Source organism: Desulfurococcus sp. (assembly GCF_038881575.1).
GTDB lineage: Archaea > Thermoproteota > Thermoprotei_A > Sulfolobales > Desulfurococcaceae > Desulfurococcus.
Window position 1 is genome coordinate 102,458 of record NZ_JAVZPN010000003.1, and the last position, 19,048, is coordinate 121,505.

General features: G+C 44.6%; 24 protein-coding genes and 1 tRNA gene. 12 read left to right on the plus strand and 13 right to left on the minus strand.

The genetic code is table 11. From position 1 onward, the window contains the following. Window positions 1-260: 260 nt before the first annotated feature. Window positions 261-2,099, minus strand: coding sequence for a glutamine--fructose-6-phosphate transaminase (isomerizing) (glmS, locus tag QXV08_RS03975; RefSeq protein WP_342786475.1), 1,839 nt, complete (start codon window positions 2,097-2,099; stop codon window positions 261-263). Window positions 2,100-2,167: 68 nt separating this feature from the next. Between glmS and pyrH the strand changes: the two genes are divergently transcribed. Continuing rightward, window positions 2,168-2,845 (plus strand): UMP kinase, encoded by a 678-nt coding sequence (gene pyrH, locus QXV08_RS03980; RefSeq protein WP_342786476.1) that lies wholly within the window; start codon window positions 2,168-2,170, stop codon window positions 2,843-2,845. A 182-nt stretch (window positions 2,846-3,027) separates the two neighbouring features. On the opposite strand, the gene QXV08_RS03985 is transcribed toward pyrH, so the two are convergent. The 11 genes from QXV08_RS03985 to QXV08_RS04035 form a co-directional block, all read right to left on the minus strand. Then, the gene (locus QXV08_RS03985) at window positions 3,028-3,816 is read right to left on the minus strand and encodes an SDR family oxidoreductase (RefSeq protein ID WP_342786477.1); all 789 of its coding nucleotides are present in this window, start codon (window positions 3,814-3,816) and stop codon (window positions 3,028-3,030) included. A gap of 150 nt (window positions 3,817-3,966) precedes the next feature. Continuing rightward, a complete protein-coding gene (locus QXV08_RS03990; protein WP_342786478.1) occupies window positions 3,967-4,872 on the minus strand; it encodes an SDR family oxidoreductase in 906 nt (301 codons plus the stop codon). A gap of 42 nt (window positions 4,873-4,914) precedes the next feature. Further along, a complete protein-coding gene (locus QXV08_RS03995) occupies window positions 4,915-5,610 on the minus strand; it encodes a TrmH family RNA methyltransferase (protein ID WP_342786479.1) in 696 nt (231 codons plus the stop codon). Next, a complete protein-coding gene (locus QXV08_RS04000) occupies window positions 5,582-6,163 on the minus strand; it encodes a methyltransferase (protein ID WP_342786480.1) in 582 nt (193 codons plus the stop codon). The genes QXV08_RS03995 and QXV08_RS04000 overlap by 29 nt, the downstream gene beginning before the upstream one ends. Window positions 6,164-6,192: 29 nt before the next feature. Next, window positions 6,193-7,002, minus strand: a complete 810-nt coding sequence (gene rsmA / locus QXV08_RS04005; protein ID WP_342786481.1) for a 16S rRNA (adenine(1518)-N(6)/adenine(1519)-N(6))-dimethyltransferase RsmA — start codon at window positions 7,000-7,002, stop codon at window positions 6,193-6,195. A gap of 10 nt (window positions 7,003-7,012) precedes the next feature. Beyond that, window positions 7,013-7,663 (minus strand): DUF655 domain-containing protein, encoded by a 651-nt coding sequence (locus QXV08_RS04010; RefSeq protein ID WP_342786482.1) that lies wholly within the window; start codon window positions 7,661-7,663, stop codon window positions 7,013-7,015. Window positions 7,664-7,700: 37 nt separating this feature from the next. Further along, on the minus strand, window positions 7,701-8,075 hold the full coding sequence (locus tag QXV08_RS04015) for an RNA polymerase Rpb4 family protein (protein ID WP_342786483.1): 375 nt from the start codon (window positions 8,073-8,075) through the stop codon (window positions 7,701-7,703). 59 nt (window positions 8,076-8,134) lie between these two features. Further along, complete coding sequence (locus QXV08_RS04020; RefSeq protein WP_342786484.1) at window positions 8,135-8,446, minus strand: 50S ribosomal protein L21e; 312 nt, start codon at window positions 8,444-8,446, stop codon at window positions 8,135-8,137. Between the two features lie 80 nt (window positions 8,447-8,526). Further along, window positions 8,527-9,864, minus strand: a complete 1,338-nt coding sequence (locus QXV08_RS04025) for a tRNA pseudouridine(54/55) synthase Pus10 (RefSeq protein ID WP_342786485.1) — start codon at window positions 9,862-9,864, stop codon at window positions 8,527-8,529. 21 nt (window positions 9,865-9,885) lie between these two features. Further along, window positions 9,886-11,235 carry a signal recognition particle protein Srp54 gene (locus tag QXV08_RS04030; protein WP_342786486.1) on the minus strand — a complete coding sequence of 450 codons (1,350 nt, stop codon included), beginning with the start codon at window positions 11,233-11,235 and terminating at the stop codon, window positions 9,886-9,888. 86 nt (window positions 11,236-11,321) lie between these two features. After that, window positions 11,322-11,422: transfer RNA gene (locus QXV08_RS04035), tRNA-Leu, on the minus strand. Between the two features lie 130 nt (window positions 11,423-11,552). Between QXV08_RS04035 and QXV08_RS04040 the strand changes: the two genes are divergently transcribed. The 11 genes from QXV08_RS04040 to QXV08_RS04090 all read left to right on the plus strand — a co-directional run bounded on the left by QXV08_RS04040 (window position 11,553) and on the right by QXV08_RS04090 (window position 18,635). Then, window positions 11,553-12,077 (plus strand): 50S ribosomal protein L16, encoded by a 525-nt coding sequence (locus QXV08_RS04040; protein WP_342786487.1) that lies wholly within the window; start codon window positions 11,553-11,555, stop codon window positions 12,075-12,077. Between the two features lie 133 nt (window positions 12,078-12,210). After that, window positions 12,211-13,212: a diphthamide biosynthesis enzyme Dph2 gene (gene dph2 / locus QXV08_RS04045; RefSeq protein WP_342786488.1), complete on the plus strand. Its 1,002-nt coding sequence runs from the start codon at window positions 12,211-12,213 to the stop codon at window positions 13,210-13,212. A 4-nt stretch (window positions 13,213-13,216) separates the two neighbouring features. Continuing rightward, window positions 13,217-13,855, plus strand: coding sequence for an METTL5 family protein (locus QXV08_RS04050; protein WP_342786489.1), 639 nt, complete (start codon window positions 13,217-13,219; stop codon window positions 13,853-13,855). 6 nt (window positions 13,856-13,861) lie between these two features. Then, a complete protein-coding gene (locus tag QXV08_RS04055; protein ID WP_342786490.1) occupies window positions 13,862-14,407 on the plus strand; it encodes an exosome complex RNA-binding protein Csl4 in 546 nt (181 codons plus the stop codon). A gap of 4 nt (window positions 14,408-14,411) precedes the next feature. Beyond that, a complete protein-coding gene (locus QXV08_RS04060; protein WP_342786491.1) occupies window positions 14,412-15,029 on the plus strand; it encodes a DUF2067 domain-containing protein in 618 nt (205 codons plus the stop codon). 19 nt (window positions 15,030-15,048) lie between these two features. Continuing rightward, window positions 15,049-15,330: a DNA-directed RNA polymerase subunit L gene (locus QXV08_RS04065; protein ID WP_342786492.1), complete on the plus strand. Its 282-nt coding sequence runs from the start codon at window positions 15,049-15,051 to the stop codon at window positions 15,328-15,330. A 144-nt stretch (window positions 15,331-15,474) separates the two neighbouring features. Continuing rightward, window positions 15,475-15,717, plus strand: a complete 243-nt coding sequence (locus tag QXV08_RS04070) for a hypothetical protein (protein WP_342786493.1) — start codon at window positions 15,475-15,477, stop codon at window positions 15,715-15,717. 140 nt (window positions 15,718-15,857) lie between these two features. Continuing rightward, on the plus strand, window positions 15,858-16,202 hold the full coding sequence (locus tag QXV08_RS04075; RefSeq protein ID WP_342786494.1) for a transcription factor S: 345 nt from the start codon (window positions 15,858-15,860) through the stop codon (window positions 16,200-16,202). Between the two features lie 63 nt (window positions 16,203-16,265). Beyond that, the gene (locus QXV08_RS04080) at window positions 16,266-17,015 is read left to right on the plus strand and encodes a DNA polymerase sliding clamp (RefSeq protein WP_342786495.1); all 750 of its coding nucleotides are present in this window, start codon (window positions 16,266-16,268) and stop codon (window positions 17,013-17,015) included. 7 nt (window positions 17,016-17,022) lie between these two features. Continuing rightward, window positions 17,023-18,120: a DNA primase small subunit domain-containing protein gene (locus tag QXV08_RS04085; protein ID WP_342786496.1), complete on the plus strand. Its 1,098-nt coding sequence runs from the start codon at window positions 17,023-17,025 to the stop codon at window positions 18,118-18,120. Beyond that, window positions 18,117-18,635, plus strand: coding sequence for a hypothetical protein (locus tag QXV08_RS04090; RefSeq protein ID WP_342786497.1), 519 nt, complete (start codon window positions 18,117-18,119; stop codon window positions 18,633-18,635). Before QXV08_RS04085 ends, QXV08_RS04090 begins: the two co-directional genes overlap by 4 nt. Before the next feature lie 12 nt (window positions 18,636-18,647). Here the strand turns inward: QXV08_RS04090 and QXV08_RS04095 are convergent, their stop codons facing one another. Next, window positions 18,648-19,043, minus strand: coding sequence for a hypothetical protein (locus QXV08_RS04095; protein WP_342786498.1), 396 nt, complete (start codon window positions 19,041-19,043; stop codon window positions 18,648-18,650). Window positions 19,044-19,048 lie beyond the last annotated feature (5 nt).

The following is a 19,048-nucleotide window of genomic DNA, read 5'->3' on the forward strand; positions in this document are numbered from 1 at the left end:
AGGCCTATAGATGGATCAGACGGATAGGGCTGGTTACGGGGGAAGCCGCGGTTCTAAGAAGCATGTTAAACGAGCCAGCCACAACAGTATTCATAGCGCACCTGACTTTAAAAGACGGGGTGAAACCCGCTGACCTCCTCCCCACCCTGAAGGGTAAGACTTTCAGCTGTAATCCACGTAATTTACAACTGAAAGCCTCTCCCTTTTAGTTGCAGGGTAGAGACATTGAAATTGATGAGGACTCGAGGACTACTTAGGAGCTATTCCACTGTAACAGTTTTAGCCAGGTTTCTCGGCTTATCCGGGTCGATGCCCTTCATCGTGGCGACATAGTATGCGAGTAGTTGAAGCGGTGGTGTATGGGTTAGAGGCGTCAGTATCCAATGTGTCCTTGGGACCTCTATTACTATATCTGCTCTCTCATTTAGGTTGAATCCCTGTGGGGCAACACTGATTACGAATCCGCCTCTAGCCTTCATCTCCTCTATGTTCCCCAATAATAGTTTCTCAAGCTTTCTATCACTTGGTACCGTGAATACTACTGGGAATGAAGGCTCCACCAATGCTATGGGACCATGCTTGGATTCACCGGCTGGATATGCTTCAGCATGTATATATGCGATCTCCTTTATCTTGAGGGCTCCTTCTCTAGCAACCGGTAGCCCGATATCCCTGCTGAGATAGTACATGCTTTTAACTGGGACCAGTTTCTCAGCTAGCTTCTTCACGGTTTCACTACTCATTGACACTGATTCCTCAACATATCTAGGGGCGTTTCTCAGCTCCTCCAATAGCTCGGTCACCTCATTACTGTTTAATCTACCTGTCTCACTCGCTAATAGAATGGATATCCATGAGAGGAATAGGGTTTGAGTTAGGAAGGTCTTGGTGGCTGCTACCCCTATCTCTGGCCCGGCCTTAGTGTAGAGAGCTATGTCGCTTTCCCTAGCTATGGCTGAGTCGACTACATTTGTTAAACTAATGATTCTACACCCCTTCGTCTTGAAGGCTCTCACAGCCTTCATAGTGTCCATTGTCTCCCCGCTCTGGCTGACAGCTATGAGTATGTCATTGGAACCAGCTACCTCAGCATATACCTCATACTCGCTGGCTATGAAGGGTATAACTGGTTTCCCGGATAGCTTCATCGTTGTTAACGCGAAGTATTCTGAGGCATGGTAACTCGTGCCAGCTCCAGTTATAAATACCTTGTCAGCATCAGCTAGTAGCTTAACTGCTTCATCAATTATCACATCATTTACTAATCCATGGATAGTGTTTCTAAGGGCCCTTGGCTGCTCATATATCTCTTTAATCATGAAGAACGGGTATCCCTCCTTCTCGGCGTCTTTTAGATCCCATTCAACCACCCTGATATACCTGTTTGACTCTAGTAGACGGCCCGTATCTAGTTCCTCGATGTGTATCTCTGATGGAGTAATGTAGCCGATCCATCCATCCCTTACGACTATCACTCTCCTCGTGTGCTCTAGTAGGGCCGGTATATCGCTTGCCACGGCATTGTATCCATTGCCAACCCCTATTACCAGAGGGCTATCCTTTCTAGCGTAGAATATCTTATGGGGTTCAAGTGGTGTAATCAGGAGGATTGCATATGTGCCTCTCAGTGATGATATAGCCTTCTTAAAGGCTTGGTAAACACTCCCTGTCTCCTTATAATACTCCTCAATCAGGTGTGCCACTACCTCTGTATCTGTTTCACTCTTGAAGACATGCCCTTTTGAGGCAAGGATCTTTTTCAACTCCATATAGTTCTCTATGACACCATTATGTACTATCGCAAATATGTTGCTGCAATCAGTGTGGGGATGCGCGTTTACATCGTTTGGAGCACCATGTGTGGCCCATCTGGTATGACCTATCCCGGTTACACCTTCGAGGCTTGTGAAAGAATACTTGCCTTCAAGCTCGCTCAGCTTACCCTTACCCTTTAAAATAATGAGCCCATTATCACTGATTACAGCTATGCCTGCCGAGTCGTATCCACGGTACTCAAGCCTAAGGAGACCCCTGTATATGGCTTCCCCTAGCCTTAAAGTATTCTTGTCGTGTAGGCACAAGCCTATTATTCCGCACAAACCCGGCTATCCTCCCAAGGTACTATAATTAAAATATCAGAGTATGTTTAAAAAAGACGGTGGTGAAGATGAGTGATGTGCTTGTCCTAAAGATAACGGGTAAGGCATTCGACGAGGGTTCGACCCTGATCTCTAGATACGTAAAGCTGCTGAAGAGTATGGTGAGCGAATATAGACTGGTAGTAATAACGGGAGGCGGTAACATAGCTAGAAAATACATCTCTGACGCTAGATCACTAGGCGTCTCCTCGAATTACTGGCTTGACTTAATAGGAATATGGGTATCAAGACTCAACAGCCTGCTCATAGCTTCTTCACTGCAACCCTATGCCTACCCAAAGCCGGCTGTAAGCCTTGAGGAAGTATTAGAGGCATTATCTTCACACAGGGTTGTTGCAATGGGTGGATTAATCCCAGGACAATCAACAGCGTCGACAGCTATAGAGGTGGTTGAAGCGGTTGGCGCCGAGAAGCTCTACTATTTCTCAGCAGTTGGATACGTATATGATAGAGATCCAGCTAAATACCCTGATGCAAAACCACTGAGAGAAATAAATGCAAGCCTCCTCAAAAAAATACTAGAGCAGAAACAGCTACCGGGAGAATATGCATTAATAGATGAGAAGGCACTGGATTTAGCGATTAGAAGCAAGATACTGGTTCAACTAATAAGCTACCGTGAACCCGAAAAACTCTTGGATGCATTAAGAGGAGAAAACCCTGGAAGCTTGATTCACCCAGCTTAACTCCAGTTACTCAGGTTCTCAACTCTATTTAACAGGTAGAAAATATAAGTATTTAAAAAATAACTATCGGGAGAGAAAGCAAGCTCTTCAATCCCATCCAAAATCCAAGAGAGAAGACTTATTTGAACGCGAAAAAACTGGAGGAGTTTAACGAGAGCTTACAAACCCGTGGCTTTATTAACTTAGAATACCGATTTCATGAGTCCTCCATCGATCGGTATTGAGACACCGTTAAGGTATGAAGCATACCTGCTTGCTAGGAACACTATTACTCTACCGTACTCTATTGGTGAGCCAAGCCTCCCTAAAGGTATATCGCTGACGAATTCCCTGTATGCCTCCTCATATGACTTGTTACCTCTTCTAGCTCTATCTTCGATCAGTCTTCTTATTCTATCAGTCTCGATGTAGCCTGGCATCACTGCATTAACCCTTATTCCCTCACGGCCAAGCTCTTTAGCGAGTGTTTTAACCAAGCCATGGATACTTAGCCTGAGGACGTTTGATAATGCCAGGTTATCTATTGGCTCCTTAACTGCTAAACTAGTTGAAAAGATTATCGAGGGATTACTTGACTTCCTCAAGTATGGGAGAGAAGCATTGACAAGCCATATCGCATTGAAGACGAGGAGCCTCGCATTATACTCCCATTCATCTTCGCGTATCTCCTGGAATGTGCCGGGTCTAGGAGGACCGGTTATATAGATTATTGAGTCAAGGCCTCCGAGGAACTTTACAGCCTCATCCACCAGCCTATAGACATCCTCCCTAACGGTTAAATCAGCTGCAACCCCGTGAACTCTATCACCAAATCTACTTTTCAGTTCTCCAAGGGTTTTCTCAACATTATCCCGGCTTCTCCCATTTATAACGACTTTCGCACCCTCCTCTAGTAATGCTTCAGCGGCACCCCTTCCAAGGCCTCTCGTGGAAGCCGTTACAAGAACATGTAGTCCTTCAACTATACCCATAATATTCACCTGGAAAGACTTTTTGAATACTAGTTAATAAAATATAATATATTGTTGTATAAGGGATGGCAACGACCAACATCAACCCATACTGGACCCGAACCCTTGATAATATGGTAGCAGTAGAAGATTTTAATCATAGAATAATTGTTAGAGATTCATTATGCTCCTTAGCTTCGATTTCGCGCTCTCCATGTTGTTCTTTGCCTCCATGATTAGTTTCTTAACCATTGTAGAGAATTCACGGTCTCCTGTTAAGAGAGCTATTGAGTCCTCTATAATGTTTTCATCAATGTAGATCATTTTAGTTATCATGCCACCATCTATGATGATATTCACACCCGTCATCCATTCTGCTTCATCTGAAGCCAGGTAGGCCACAAGGGATGCCACATCCTCGGGTCTTCCAACCCTGCCTGCTGGATGTTGTAGATGGTCGAGTCTCGTCAGCGAGGGGATTCTAGGGGGCACCTGCCACATACTTGTGTCTATCCAGCCAGGAGACACGGTGAGCACTCTTATTCTATATGGAGCTAAGCTCACGGCTAGCGAATGTGTGAGGGCTACGAGCCCACCCTTGGATGCGGAATAAGGCTCTGTATTAGGCTCGGATTGAAGGGCCCTGGTTGAAGCTATATTTATGATGACGCCGCCTTTTTTCTTCATGTATTTAACAGCATGTTTACTCATGAGGTATGGTCCGGTGAGGTTTACACTGATTATCCTATTCCATTCTTCAAGTGTCTGTTCTTCTATGCTTCTTCCTGTGAATCCTATGCCGGCATTATTCACGAGAACATCTATCGAGTTATACTTGTTGAACACGTATTCCACAGCCTTCATCACATCATGCTCTATGGATACGTCAGCTTTGATGAATACTGCTTTAAAACCTTTCGAGATTAGCTCGTTCTCCCTTATCCTACCTGCTTCTTCATCTATGTCTATTATAGCGGTGTTGCATCCTTCAAGTGCTAATCTTGTCGCAATGGCTGCCCCAATGCCTCTAGCACCACCTGTTACGATACAGGTTTTACCAGTAAACCTATTGTACAAGGTTTCACCCTTAGTTATAGAATTATAGTGTTTTAGGTTTTATTATGAGGAAAGATGTCTTCTTACTCTTTGAAGCCAGTATCTTAATAAGGCGGCCTCTTTTTCTGTGAGAAGTGCTTTGCCGAGTATTCTCCTCCATAGGATCCTTGATCTAGTTATTTTCTCCTCGGTAGTCATAACTAGCTTTGAGATCTCTACTGTTAAATCAAGTAATTGCTTCAGTGTTTCCTTGCTGGCTAAAGGGGGGATATTGGTTGCAGTGATACTCCTCTGCTTCCAGAGCTCCCATAGCACTATGGCTACTGCCTGGCTAATATTAAGTGCCTGGTATGATGGGTTTGCTGGTATCGTGACCAGGATATCGGCTTTACTGATTTCTTCCCGTGTTAAACCAGTGCTTTCCCTACCGAATAATATAGCCACGCTCCTAGTTCTCGGGAATATTTTCTCGGCGAACCCGTTTAAATCAATGGCTTGTCTAAGCATGTCTCCTACACTATATCCTTCATCACTAGTAGCCACGACCAGGTCTACTCCCTTAACGGCTTCATCAAGTGAATCAGTGACCCTGGCTTTAAGCAGGAAATCTCTTCCCCTAGCTGCGTAGTTTAAAGCCTCCTCGATACTGGCTACTGGTTTAACAATGTATAGTTCATCAACATTGAAGTTTACACAGGTTCTAGCTATGACTCCAAGATTCACTGGACCCTCAATACCCACCAGTACTATCCTCAACATGCTTCTTCACTACTCCAACACTATATAGTGTTTCAAAAAACATGTTTTTAGTTATAGAGGCCACCCTACTAAACCCCTTCTTAGACAAGTATTCTTCCACCACCAGCGGATTCGATAGCGACGAGTAAACAAGCACTAGTAATCCACCGGGCTTGAGAACATACCATGCTACATCGATGAAGTAGAGTATTGCCTCGTACCCGTGTACACCGCCCTCAGTAGCTATATCCTCTATGCTGCCGCTCCATGCAGGCAGGTATGGGGGGTTGGCTAGGACTAGATCTATTGATGACTCCCTTATAGACGTACCCGTGTCACTCGATAAGATGATGCTTTTCCCAGCGGCATTGTTTAACACTGTGTTCTCTCTAACCGTGTTGAGGGCGTCTTCATCGATGTCTATGAAGATGACTTTTTCACAGTATTCTTTTAACAAGGCGTGGAGTCCCAGTACACCGCTACCGCATCCGAGATCCATGCAGAGATCTGCTTTCGGCTTAATGGAGTCCAGTAGCTCTACTACAAGCCATGAGTCATCACTAGGCCTGTACACGTTTCCCTTGAATACTAGTTTGAGACTCCCTACAGTAATCCATTCTCCCTTAGTCTTCTCGCTAATGCCGCATACACCTCTCCGCTGACCTCATATACTCTCTTATCTCCAAGTAGTTCACGGGCATACATATATATCTCGCTGTCCTCCCCTATACCAAGGGTCTTGGTGAGAACTCTTAAAGCTATCCTCCTCCTCTGAGTAAACAATAGCCTGGTCAACTTCTCGAGGGCGAATACATCCTGATTAAAAACGTGTCGCCTGGTTAAAGTTATAATGGCGTGTCCTACCTTTGGCTCAGGGTAGAATGAGGAGGGACCATATATACCTGTGATTTCTATGTTAAACAATACGTTGAGTAGAATAGTTATCCTACCATATTGCTTACTACCTGGCTTGGCTACAAGTCTCTCGGCGACATCTTTTTGAAGCGTGAATACAACTCTCTCCACGTTATTCGATCTAGCTATTGAAACCAATATATTGGATGTAACATGGTATGGTATATTCCCTACCACCTGCCTAGAGAACACTGTGTACTTAGTGGCATCAGCATTGATGAAGAGAGTGTTGGATGTATCCAAGTTTTTAACAGCTATACCCAGCAGTTTCTCATCGATCTCTATGCATATAAGTCTAGGAACCACTCTGCTTAATGGAATGGTTAGAGTACCTAGTCCACAGCCTATTTCAGTGGTTTCCACATGGTTTACATGGGTTATAAAGTCCCTTATAAGCCGAGGATCTATGATGAAGTTCTGGCTCAGCTTCCTCCTGGGTCTTAAACCATGCTCACGGAGTATGCTTATAGTCCATGAAAGGAGGTCACGCCTACTCATTTCATCTGGCCTAATATAGCTCCCCATATAGTTTCTCCAAGTACCCTAAGTACAGCGTGTTAGGCTCGGGGGATTTTATGAATAAATAGTACTTCTCTCCACCAATCAACTCCTTGATAACCCTGTTTACAAGGGCTTTAACAGGATCTATACGAGTCCTCTTCTTTATGTCCTCGAAGCTCTCAAACCTCTTCTTGCTTCTCTCCTCGAGTATCTGGTTCATTGTCTTCTTACCTATCTCGGGGAGTAATTCAAGTGCGTGTAGCCTTATGTTGACTGGCTCAGCTATATTGAAGAACTCAACGAATACCTTCTCGTTCTCTAGTACTATGTTTTTAAGGGCCTCGGGTAGATTGGTTTTAGCGACGCTGGTGAGCTCACTGTATACTATATGCATGATTCTTTTGACCTTACTCGGGTATCCAAGGTCTATTTTCTCAAGTATCTCTATTTTAACCGCGGGTAGGGGAGTTGCTTCGAGTAGAGAGAAGTATTTCACCCCGACACCCTGGATGAAAGGCTGGTTCCTGTGTTCATAATGGGGATCAGAGGGGTTTCCAAGCTCAAGGTAGTCTAGAACATAAAGCGCCGGCTCACGTCTTTCATCCCAGTGTCTCTCCCCATGCCTCCTATATCTAAAATTGTGATCGCGATGTGACAATGCAATCCCCTTTAAGCAGGCTTGATACAGGTGAGGATTAGGAAGGGGCTACACCCGTACAATAATTGCTTAGGGTGGCTAGTATCTCTTCTAAGATGCCTTGCTCCGGGGTCTTCTCTTCGAGCTCCATAAGGTATCTTAACTCATCTATCGAGGAGGGACAGATATTCATTAACATTACAATGGTTTCATCTTTCAAGCCCTTGGAAGCCAGTAACTCACGGAGTTCCCCTGCTTTCTCCGGGGGTATTTTATGATGGGTTTTAAGATATTCCAAGACCCTTGAAAGCAGGAGGGGCACTGTTCCGGTTTCCTCCTTTATCTTCTCCACTATATTTCTGAGAATCAGGTATGCCTCACTATTTGACAACTGTTTCTCCTCTATTGCTTTTAATACTATGGTATTCGACAATACTGGTCACCACCATATATAGTTATAAGCCTAGGAATATTAATGTTTACGGGTTAGGCTTACTGTGCCTGAGGGATGTTTAAGGGTCTCATGTGCTCTGGCCTTACAAATAATATCTTCTCCTTGTCCCCCATCATCACTTTAACAATATAGGCTTTTCCACGTTTTCCAAGTACTACACCGGTTTTTCCATGGAACCTCCTATACGGCATTCCCTTGTGTACTGATGGATTGATAACTATGTGTACCTTCTCCCCCTCTTTATACTCCCTTAGCACTAGGCTTAGAGGCGGTATCGATCCCTTCTCCCTGACATTCTTCTTGAAGAGCTTCCTGGTTCTATGCCTATACCCCTTTGGTGCTTTAACCATCTTTTCCACCTTTCATACTGCAGGCTTAAGCATCCATTGGACACGCTATATCTAAAATCCCCTGTAACCAGCTTATAAAGTTATTTATCCCATGCTTTCTCAACATAGAGTACATCTAGTTCTAGTGGATAAGCAGGCGTCCCCAGTATCTCGCTGAAACAAGGGGTAGTGCGTCCATTGTCGCAGTGCACTAGTTCCTTAACGTATAAGCCGCCATCGCAATATATTAATGCCTCGAAGACCCGTGGAGAGATACTGATAGCTTCGACGCGGTGTACCCGTTTAACTCTCTCGCGATCTTTTTTCCTCCTCAGTATTCTCATTGGTGTTCTTTGTTTAACACTTCTCTCCTTGAAGAAGCTTGAGAGCCTTTCGAGGTCTTCTTGAGATACTGGTTTCTCAGTGAGGACTGCTACCCTATATATCTTCCTCCTCTTTCTGGATCCCTCCTTAATGGACTCGATATCCCTTCTAGTTGCAGCCCCTATTACCGAGACCTTGATAAATTGATCATTCAGTATATAGTTTAACAAGTCTAGATCGACATTCCTGAACCCGGGTTCTTTAACCTCTATTACTAAGGGTCTCCCGGAACCAAGCATTCTAGCATCCACGTCTTCCCGTCCAGCCGCATGAATTTTAATGTCTCGTGCATCGAAGAGGCTTGCTATACTATCCCTTATAAAGTCCTGTATGCTTTCAGGGTATTTCCTGGATCCATTACTTGTGAACCATGGTACATGGGATATTCTACGCCCTCTCTTGAAATATATCGCCTTTAACAGTATTGGGTTTACCTGCGTTTGTATCGAGTAATCGAAGTCCCTATTTACATCCACTATTACTACTACATCCGGCTTATCGAAGTCGGGTGGTATATTTGTTAGTTGAGTCACTCTCTTACCTATCTCGCGTTTCAACTCGTTTTTCAATGACTCACTTGACTCCAATCCTGCCAGCACGTGTACATCCAGCTCCTTCTTAACTACCTCGCTATCCAGTTTTACACCTATGATGAATGAGGATGCATTCAACTCGCTTAGTTTCATTGCTACTCTCCTAGCTATTTCATCAATATAATCGCTGGATACCCTGTGGAGACATATATGGCATGGATTTACGGAGATCTCTCTACCAGTTATTTTTCTATATAGCCTTGTAACGGGATCCCCTGTGTTTGATGCTATTTTACCAATATACTCGGTATCAATGATTCTACTAGTGTAGTCTGCGTAGAGCTTCATCGCTAGTAGAGTCTTGATCGCTCTCCCTCTTTCCTCATTGGATAACTCAATCCCCTTCTTCGCGAAGACACGGCCTAGACATCTATCGCAGAGAGGGTATTCTGAGAGAATTTTTACAGCTGTCTCAATGATACTACAGTGTTCTCCACATCTATTTTGTTGAGGGGTCTCCATGATCATCAATCCTTCTTATCCCTAGCTTCCACCAGGCTCCTCTTCTAGTTTAAGATCCTCGGGTTTGATACCAAGTTTCTTTAATATATCTCTTCTACGTAGTTGCTTACTCAGCTTCTTCATTAACTCATATTGTTTAAGTAATTCCCTTACATCCTCGACTTCGACACCGGCTCCATAAGCTATCCTCTTGATCCTGGATTTATCTATGATATCTGGGTTCTCGAGTTCCTCGTAGGTCATAGAATTTATTGCAGCAAGCCATTTACTCAGCTTCCCCTCTAGTTGTTTTGGATCCACCTCGAGCGGTAGCTTCACCCCTAGACCCGGTATCATCTGCATTATCTTGGCAAGTGGGCCCATTTTTCTTAGGCTTACTAGTTGCTTGTAGACTAGCCTCATGTTTATTTTTCCCTCGATGAGTCTTTTAGCATCCTCCTCCGTGAAGTCTAGTTGTAGCCTCCTTACTTTCTCAACAAGGCTCTCTATATCTCCAAGCCCCAGTATTCTCGAGACGAATCTAGGTGGGTTGAATATTTCTAATTCATCTATTTTTTCCCCGGTCCCAATAAATTTCACCGTGGCACCGGTTGCCGCTACCGCTGATAACGCGCCTCCACCTTTAGCCGTTCCGTCAAGCTTCGTGACTATTATAGAGCCTATTGGGGTGGTTTCATGGAACTTCCTGGCTATATTATGAGCCTGTTGCCCTATGGATGCATCTATGACGAGTATTACTTCATCTGGTTTAACCTGTTCACTTATCTTCCTCATTTCATCTAAGAGGTCTTCCTCCTTGTGGTGTCTTCCAGCGGTATCTATTATTATAATATCTGTTCTCCTATCAATGAAAAAGGAGACTCCTTTCACCGCTATCGAGACAGCATCATTGTTATCTGGCTCACCATAAACCGGTACACCTATCTGTTCACCAAGTTGTTTAAGCTGCGTATATGCTGCAGGCCTGAAGGTGTCTGCTGCTACTAGTCCCACCTTATAGCCCTCTAGCTTATAGAAGTATGCTAGTTTAGCAGCTGTTGTAGTCTTACCAGAACCCTGTAAGCCGACGAGCATTATAACCCATGGCTTCTTCGACGGCTTTATAGAGGGTTTTTTATCGCCACCTAGGAGCCTGGTTAATTCCTCATAGACTATTGTTACAAACCATTCTCTCCTACTAATACCTGGCGGGGGCTCTGATTTAAGGGCTCTCTCCTTTATCCTGTTAGTGATCTCCACCGCTAGCTTCAAATTAACATCGGCTCTTACGAGTTCCTTCTGTAGCTCCCTTATAAATTCCTCCACGGATTTCTCGTAGTCCCCTCCCTTCAGAAACCTTGTTAAAGCATTCCTGATATTATCAAACACCATAAGTAGCACCCATCCTCAAAAATAGGGATCTCAACCAGGATTTTAACCATATACAGATCGCTCCAGGGTCAGGGAGTAATGGAAGGTGCGGGGGGTGGGATTTGAACCCACGCAGGCCTACGCCAGCGGATCTCTCCCTGGGCTCGTCTTGAGTCCGCCCCCTTTGGCCAAGCTCGGGCACCCCCGCACTGATTCATAATTAATGATTTCCGGGAGTATTAAATCCTTCAGGCTGGGGAGTCAAGGTATATAAATAAGCGGCGGGTTAAGGTTAATAAAGCCTGATTACATGAATGAAGGGGTAGGTGATTAAGAACATGCCTCTACGCCCAGCCAGGTGCTACACGCATTTCAGTGGTCCACCATATACGAGGAAAGAATATATTCCAGGTGTCCCCCAGCCGAAGATAACTAAGTTTGAGATGGGTAATCCAAAGCTAGACTATGATTACGAGCTTGCACTAGTAGTCGAGGAAGCAGGGCAGATAAGGCATAACGCGTTGGAGGCAGCCCGTGTAATGGCTTTAAAGAAGCTCAGTGTTGATGCCGGTGAGAACAACTTCTACCTTAAAGTCAAACCATATCCCCACCATGTTATCAGGGAAAACAAGATGATGGCCTTCGCTGGTGCGGACCGTCTACAGGATGGCATGAGGCTCTCATTTGGTAAACCCATTGGGACAGCTGCACGAGTGAGCCCAGGGCAGGAGGTGATAGTGATAAGGGTGAAGGCAGGGCATGCTAAGATAGGTAAGGAAGCGTTAAAAATAGCTGCCTCGAAGCTTCCGTTACCGGCAAGAGTAATTGTTAAACCATTGAAGCCTGGTCTCCCGCCACTATAGCTGAGCCCTAAATGCGTTCTCTTCTACAGGACCTGAGAACTAGGTTATTTTATATTTGAAAGCCTTGTTTTTCTAGGTACAGTAATATTAGGTCTTCCACATTGGTATAATGGGATTAAAAGGCGTGTTATTCATGGAGGACATATGCAACCTCTATGATATCGAGCTTGATACATTATATAGGCTTATCGAGAAAGGCGTGAAAAGGGTTCTCCTCCACGCGCCAGACGGCTTTAAGCCTTTATATAAATGCGTCGCCGGTGTTTTCGAGGGAAGAGGTATTGAATTATTCTTTTCCTCGAGCCCTGGGTATGGAGCATGCGATGTCCCTGTGGAGGAGGCTGAAGCCCTCGGGGTCGACGTCCTTATTCACCTGGGGCATCTAGGGTATTTCCACCACGGGTTTAAGCCGGGTGTAAGCATTGTTTATATCCCTGTCTACGCACGTCCAATGATTAGTGAGGGGATGCTTGGAGAGCTAACTAGCTACCTCAGATCACAGGGGATTATAGGTGTTTCCATCTCCTCAACAATTGTAGAGGAGAAAATAAGAAGGATTATTGCAGAACACCTCAGCTTAAATGGGTTTAGGATTCATGAGGTACACAGCCCTCTACTGGGTTGCCTCTACACGCATGTAGCATCCCTAGATGACAAAGTTGACGCTCATCTCGTGATAGCTGGTGGGATATTTCATCCCCTGGGTCTTGCACTGGTTTCCAGGAAGCCTGTAGTAGTCTTAGATCCCTACAGGGGTAGGGTATGGTCGGCTAGTGAGGAGGCTCAGAAGACCCTTAGGAAGAGACTGTTGAAGATCTACGAGGCTAAGGTAAGCGGTGCCAGGGTTGGACTTGTCATTGGGTCTAGGCTGGGCCAGTATCGTTCCTGGCTTATTGAGAAACTCGAGAAGGAAGCCTTGGAGAAAGGGTATAGGGTCTACAAGGTTTCCTCAACGTATCTTAGTATTGAGCGATTAATAGCCATAGATAACGCTCTCAATCTCGACATATATGTTGTCACGAGTTGTCCGAGGCTCCCCATAGACGACTTAGATGACTTCTATAAGCCGGTGCTAACCCCTGGCGAATTCCTGATGCTTCTAACCGGCTTGGAGAAATATGTATACCCGTGGTGAAGCAATGGGGCTTATTAGGAGTAAGAAGGAGCTAGAGTTGATTCTCTCACGGATCAACTGGTACAGGCACTCGAAGAAGAGGCTTGAGCAATATCAGACACCACCGAGCATAGTGGCACATATGGTTTGGACAGCGTATATGAGGGGAGACGTGGAGGGATTGACGATAGGTGATTACGGATGTGGTGATGGGAGGATATCTATTGCGTCGATACTGATGGGTGCTCGTAGAGTTATCTGTGTAGATATTGATGAAGACATATTACTACATGGTTTAGGCACAGCAACATCCTTGTTTCCAGGTGTGGCAGGCAGGATTCTCTACGTGGATGCAGACGTGGAGCGTTTAGGACTCAAGGATGTTGACACAGTGATAATGAACCCTCCATTTGGCGTGGTCGCTGAAAACAGGGGCTTAGACATAGTCTTCCTCAGGAGGGCTATGGCAACGGCTAGAAGCATATATAGTATACACAAGTATTCTGAGGCATTCATAGATATCGCTAGGGAGGTGGCCGAGGACAACGGGTTTACCCTGGACTCATATGAGCTACTGGACTTCGAGATACCAATGATGTTTGAGACCCATAGGAGGCGAATATATAGGGTTAAAACAGTATTCATTATCCTGACAAGGGTGTGATTAAGTATGCAAGAGATAGTGATGCCTGGTGAACCACTTGCAGTAGAGGAGGAGGCGTTGCCTCTCCAAGGTGCTTACATCGATGAAAAAGGTTTGGTCAGATCCCAGGTATTCGGGTTAAAGGTCTTCGATAGATATAAGAAGCAAGTATATGTTAGACAAGTGAAAAACATAGAGTTGATTAAGCCGGGAACTATTGTCGAAGCGTATGTCGAGGCTGTGACAGATGAGCTGGCTTTTCTAAAGATATATAGTGTGGAAGGGCAAAGAGTTGAAGCCTCCGGGATTATACATGTATCACAGGCATCCAACGAGTTTATGCAAAGTCTTCTAGGGGCCATTAGACCCGGCGACTTCGTTAAGGCTAAGGTGCTCAATAATTCTATACCGTATCAATTAACCATTAAGGAACCAGGGTTAGGCGTTATAGAGGCGTATTGCAGTGTATGTGGCTCCCTGATCTACAAGAGCAACGATAAATTAGTGTGTAATACATGCGGGAATATCGAGAAACGTAAAATCAGTTTAAACTATATATATGTCTCAAGGTGATTGCTTGCCACTGGTTAAGCGGAGATACAGGGTTCCATGTAGAGGCGAGGAATGTTTAAAATTATATGAGCTTGTCAAGGATAGGGTTCCCTCAATAGAGCATGTTGAGTTCGCGGTAACCAGTAACGGCTTAATAATAGATGCCTACGGATATGAAACAGACTTGAAAAAACTATGGATCGAGTTAAAGAATTATTCAAAGATGGTTAAGGGGGTCGGTGGGCCGGGTTTGCAAGCATTCAGTATTGACACGATAGTTAAATTAATCAGGAAGACCTTCCCACCCGAGGTGCTCGTGAAAATCCTTGAGAAACAAGGGTATAAGGCTAGGCTTGAGGATGACACTATTTACACTAATATGGAGAAGAACAGGCTTCTCGAATTAGTTGAGAGAATAAGTGAATTAAACACAGCTGTCAGAGGCAGGGTGAAGGGTGCGGCAGCAAGGTATTTCATCATAACGGTAACCATTATAACAGGGTTACAGTTAGATGACGCTATAAACCACGCAGTGGAAGCGGGGCTCCTCGGGGTCGATGAGTCAGGCTTATATGTTTTAAAGCATGAGTGGCGGGATGCAGTAGACTTATTTATTAAGAGTTTTAAACAGCAAAACGAATAAGGGGTCCAAGGTGTTTTAAATGGAGGTACGTGTTGTATCCAGGAGTGAGAGAGAATTAGTGTTAGAAGTATATGGCGAAGACCACACACTTGGTAATCTATTAGCGAAGGAGGCAATAAGGCATCCTGGTGTAGAATATGCTGCATACAGGGTTCCACACCCTCTTAAAAACATGTTTGAGTTCACGATTATAGTTAAGCCGGGTTATACCGTGGAATCAATACTAAGGGATATAGTAGATGGATTAAAGAACTCGCTTGCTGAGCTTAGAAGGCTGGTAGAGGAGAAGGTAGTTGAGTAGGAAAAGCGAGACACGTATACTTGTCTATGGTGTTACGGAGAGATACGGCGTCTTTGCAACTTATAGGGGAAATTTTTAGAGGAGCTAAAGATACTAAGGGTCACCGGCTCCCTGGCGCTATTCATTAAATACGTGCTTGATTCCATGACGACGCGTGAAGAACTAGGGTTCGCGCTACCATGCGGATATAGCCCACTTAACGCGGTATTTACTGGTTTGAAAGGCTTCAATAGCTCAGAGTATCTGGCTTTAAAAACAGTTTATTGTGGAGTGGTTGATACGGTGCTACGCCTACTGGAGTTATACATGCAGTATAGGAATACACTGTTGAAAACCCCTCTTCCAGGGACTACATCATCCGGCTACCCTGTTATTTACATGTGTTAATGTTTAACGTGATACCCTTTATCCAGGGTTCGGGTCTGAACGATACTTTTAATCGCTTTTGAATACTTTCAATTACTCCCATCAATATTTAAACGGCTACTCGTTGATTATCTCTACTTGGTTCAAGACGGTGGTTTCACATGTCCAAGTTGTGCCCGAAATGCGGTGGCTTAATGCGTCCCCGGAAAATAGATGGTAAACTGTATCTAGTTTGTACTAGATGCGGGTACAAAGTAGAGGCTAATGCATCCGAGGCATCGGGTTTCAAGGTTTCCACGAGAATAGATCACAAGCCAGGTGAGAAAACCCTTGTACTGGAAAGCGGGGGAGAGGCTAATCTCCCTGTTACAAGGGAAGTAACGTGTCCGAAATGCGGTTGGCATGAGGCATACTACTGGGTGATTCAGACAAGGGCTGCGGATGAGCCGCCTACAAGATTCTTTAAGTGTACAAAGTGCGGCTACACTTGGAGGGAGTATGCTTAGCATCCTCTGTATTTGATAATTTTATTTATTCAGATAGCAGTAAAAGTATAGTGGGTGGTTTGAATGAGGCTTAAGTTTCGTGACGCTGTTGCATGGAGATACGCTATAACATCCATCTCTAAGATTATTGATGAAGCAAGCTTCAGGATTAGCGGTGAAGACGGATTATTATTGAAAGCTATGGATCCCAGTACTGTTGTACTTGTAGAGTTCGCAATACCGAAGGAGGCTTTTTCAGAGTACAGTGTAGAGGGGGAGCTTGTAGTAGGAGTAAGAATGGATGAGCTGGCTAAGGTGTTGAAGAGGGCTAGGAGAGGTGATGAACTCGTTTTAGAGGTGCTAGAAGACGGCAGGTTAAGCATAGTCTTCGAGGGTAGGGGTATCAGGAGATTTACCCTGCCAAGCATAGAGTTGACTTACGAGGAGATACCGGAGGTTAGTTTCGAAGTAGGGTTTAAGGGGAAGCTTCTCCCCAAGTTGTTTAGAGACATAGTTAGGGAGGTAGAGCCCATCAGTGATTCCATCGAGTTTTCAACCAGCAAGGACAGCGATAAGCTGACTGTCTCATCGAGGAGTGAAATAGCTGAGGCTGAAATAGAGCTCTCAGCCTCGGATGGCGCGTTAATCGAGTACCAGGTGCTAAGTGATGCAAGGGCTAAATACACGATTGACTATCTGGTCGATATATCGGTTGCTTCTCAGGCGGCTGAATTAATGGAGATAGAATTCGGTAATGGAACACCGCTTAAGCTAACATACGAGATACCCGGCGGAGGAAGACTAGTGTTTTATGTTGCCCCACGGGAAGACTAGTGTCTTCTTGAAGAAGGTCATAAGGGACTACTATAGGCTCAGGCCTCTCGAAGAACCAGGCAACCTACATATGAGGGAGATTGCTTTAGAGAGCCTTGAGGATCGCAGGTATATCAGGCACTTATCCTTCCCATACATGGAGCAATTATATAACTTCATAGAGACCGTGAAAACACCGCTCCACCTATATTATTCTTCAGCCCTCTACAGCAATCCCTCGGCTGAGGAAATGGAGGCCAAAGGGTGGCAGGGCTCGGAGTTAATATTTGATATAGATGCTGACAAGTATCCTGGATGTAGGCAGAGATATTTAATCTGCAGTAAGTCAGGAGCAATAATTAATGAGGGGGAGTCATGTCCCTCAGGCGAGGAGCCTTTAGAATACTCCCCAGTAAGCTGGGAGTGCATCTTGGAAGCCTGGAGCGATGCCTTAAAACTACGTGATATACTGGTGCAGGACTTCGGGTTTAACAGGGTTAAAATATATTTCTCGGGTAACAGGGGGTTCCATGTAAGAGTGCTGGATGAGGAGGCATTGCCTCTAACACGTGAGCAGAGACGGTTAATAGCGGATTATGTGGCGTGTAGCAACATAGACGTGGACAGGATCTTCCCCTCATACAAGGATATAGTGGTTTTCCGCAGAGTTGAATATGGCCTGAGAAGAAGGGTGCTCGAGTTAGCTATATCGAGGAAGCTAGTGAAGGAAAGAACCGTAGCGGGTTTAAGGGGATTAACAATCCATAAGAGTGCTCTCGATGAATTAATTCAGGAGAGCTGTGTTAAAGTAGATAAGGTCGTAACAATGGATACGTCAAGGCTCTCAAGATTCGTCAACAGCTTAAACATGAAGTCCGGGTTAAGGGTTGTAGAGGTTGTGCCCACCATGGATCTAAGAGGAAGGGGCTTCACTGATTTCTCACCATTCCATGGGAAGGTCGTGGTTAAACCCTTGGTCAATGCTTCTCAGATCCTGGTTCTAGATAAATTTATTGGGCTTAGAAAGGGAGAAATAATTAGTTTAGAGGCACCCTATGCTCTATATCTAGCCGTCCACGGGCTAGTAGAGGTAAGGGACTCATCAGGGGTCGAGGTAAAACTATGAGTAACACATATATCCGCTTAATTAAAGAGGAATTACAGGCATCGAAGTGTACCCCTGTCCAGAAGATTAGGCTAGATGAAGTAAACGAGTTAATCAGGAGATCGCTGTTCAAACTACCTCTATTAAACCCTGAGAGTAGGGAATTATTTATCGAGATGATTAATAAAATGGTTATGGATACTGAATACTTAAGTAGATTGAGAATAACTAAAATAGCGCTTGGCTCACCGCTCCCAGTAGACACCATAGATGAAGGCGTCTTGAAAGCTGTGGAAAACATTATCAGGTTGGAGAAGGAACTCTTATATCCCCTTCCGGTGAGGTACCGTGATAAAACGCTGGTTTTATTTATAAAGGACTGTGAAGTAGGTGGCGATAAGTATAGGAGGAATGATGTAGCGCTTCTATCATTTAACGAGTTACTCGTGGCAATAATACAGGAATGCGTGAAGCCGCTGAGACATGTATTAATGGTTAGTGAGGAAGAAAAGTCTTCCTTAGGAGATTCAAGGTAATTATCCATCTTTCTACATGGCTGCCTCAATATAGTAATATCCTAACAGTATGTATGCCGCTATGATCACTATTAACAATATGAGCGAGCCGATAAAGATTATATCCCTTAATTTCACCTCACTTATACGTTTATGCGTCTTTGGTCTGGCTGATGGAACATAGTAGGGAATAGAGTATGCTACCAATACCGAGAATGATAACAGCAGCGTGTAGAGCAGTGAGGTCGCGATCAATTGGTTGAACTGTTGCTGAGATAGATAACTATAGTTAAACCATAGGTACAGCCAGTTCCCGCCTATAATAATCCAGGAAACAATAGCCACAGCCATGAGCATCTTTGAAACAGTGTTTACTAGTACATCGTACTCGAAAATGTATCTAAATATCTCCCTGCCATGCCTCCTCAATGCAG

Coding starts and splice junctions, on each gene's coding strand:
- pyrH (WP_342786476.1), top strand. CDS start 2,168: ATGAGTGATGTGCTTGTCCTAAAGATAACGGGTAAGGCATTCGACGAG.
- QXV08_RS03985 (WP_342786477.1), bottom strand. CDS start 3,816: ATGGGTATAGTTGAAGGACTACATGTTCTTGTAACGGCTTCCACGAGA.
- QXV08_RS03995 (WP_342786479.1), bottom strand. CDS start 5,610: ATGTTGAGGATAGTACTGGTGGGTATTGAGGGTCCAGTGAATCTTGGA.
- rsmA (WP_342786481.1), bottom strand. CDS start 7,002: ATGAGTAGGCGTGACCTCCTTTCATGGACTATAAGCATACTCCGTGAG.
- QXV08_RS04020 (WP_342786484.1), bottom strand. CDS start 8,446: ATGGTTAAAGCACCAAAGGGGTATAGGCATAGAACCAGGAAGCTCTTC.
- QXV08_RS04025 (WP_342786485.1), bottom strand. CDS start 9,864: ATGGAGACCCCTCAACAAAATAGATGTGGAGAACACTGTAGTATCATT.
- QXV08_RS04030 (WP_342786486.1), bottom strand. CDS start 11,235: ATGGTGTTTGATAATATCAGGAATGCTTTAACAAGGTTTCTGAAGGGA.
- QXV08_RS04040 (WP_342786487.1), top strand. CDS start 11,553: ATGCCTCTACGCCCAGCCAGGTGCTACACGCATTTCAGTGGTCCACCA.
- dph2 (WP_342786488.1), top strand. CDS start 12,211: ATGGAGGACATATGCAACCTCTATGATATCGAGCTTGATACATTATAT.
- QXV08_RS04050 (WP_342786489.1), top strand. CDS start 13,217: ATGGGGCTTATTAGGAGTAAGAAGGAGCTAGAGTTGATTCTCTCACGG.
- QXV08_RS04055 (WP_342786490.1), top strand. CDS start 13,862: ATGCAAGAGATAGTGATGCCTGGTGAACCACTTGCAGTAGAGGAGGAG.
- QXV08_RS04065 (WP_342786492.1), top strand. CDS start 15,049: ATGGAGGTACGTGTTGTATCCAGGAGTGAGAGAGAATTAGTGTTAGAA.
- QXV08_RS04070 (WP_342786493.1), top strand. CDS start 15,475: ATGACGACGCGTGAAGAACTAGGGTTCGCGCTACCATGCGGATATAGC.
- QXV08_RS04075 (WP_342786494.1), top strand. CDS start 15,858: ATGTCCAAGTTGTGCCCGAAATGCGGTGGCTTAATGCGTCCCCGGAAA.
- QXV08_RS04080 (WP_342786495.1), top strand. CDS start 16,266: ATGAGGCTTAAGTTTCGTGACGCTGTTGCATGGAGATACGCTATAACA.
- QXV08_RS04090 (WP_342786497.1), top strand. CDS start 18,117: ATGAGTAACACATATATCCGCTTAATTAAAGAGGAATTACAGGCATCG.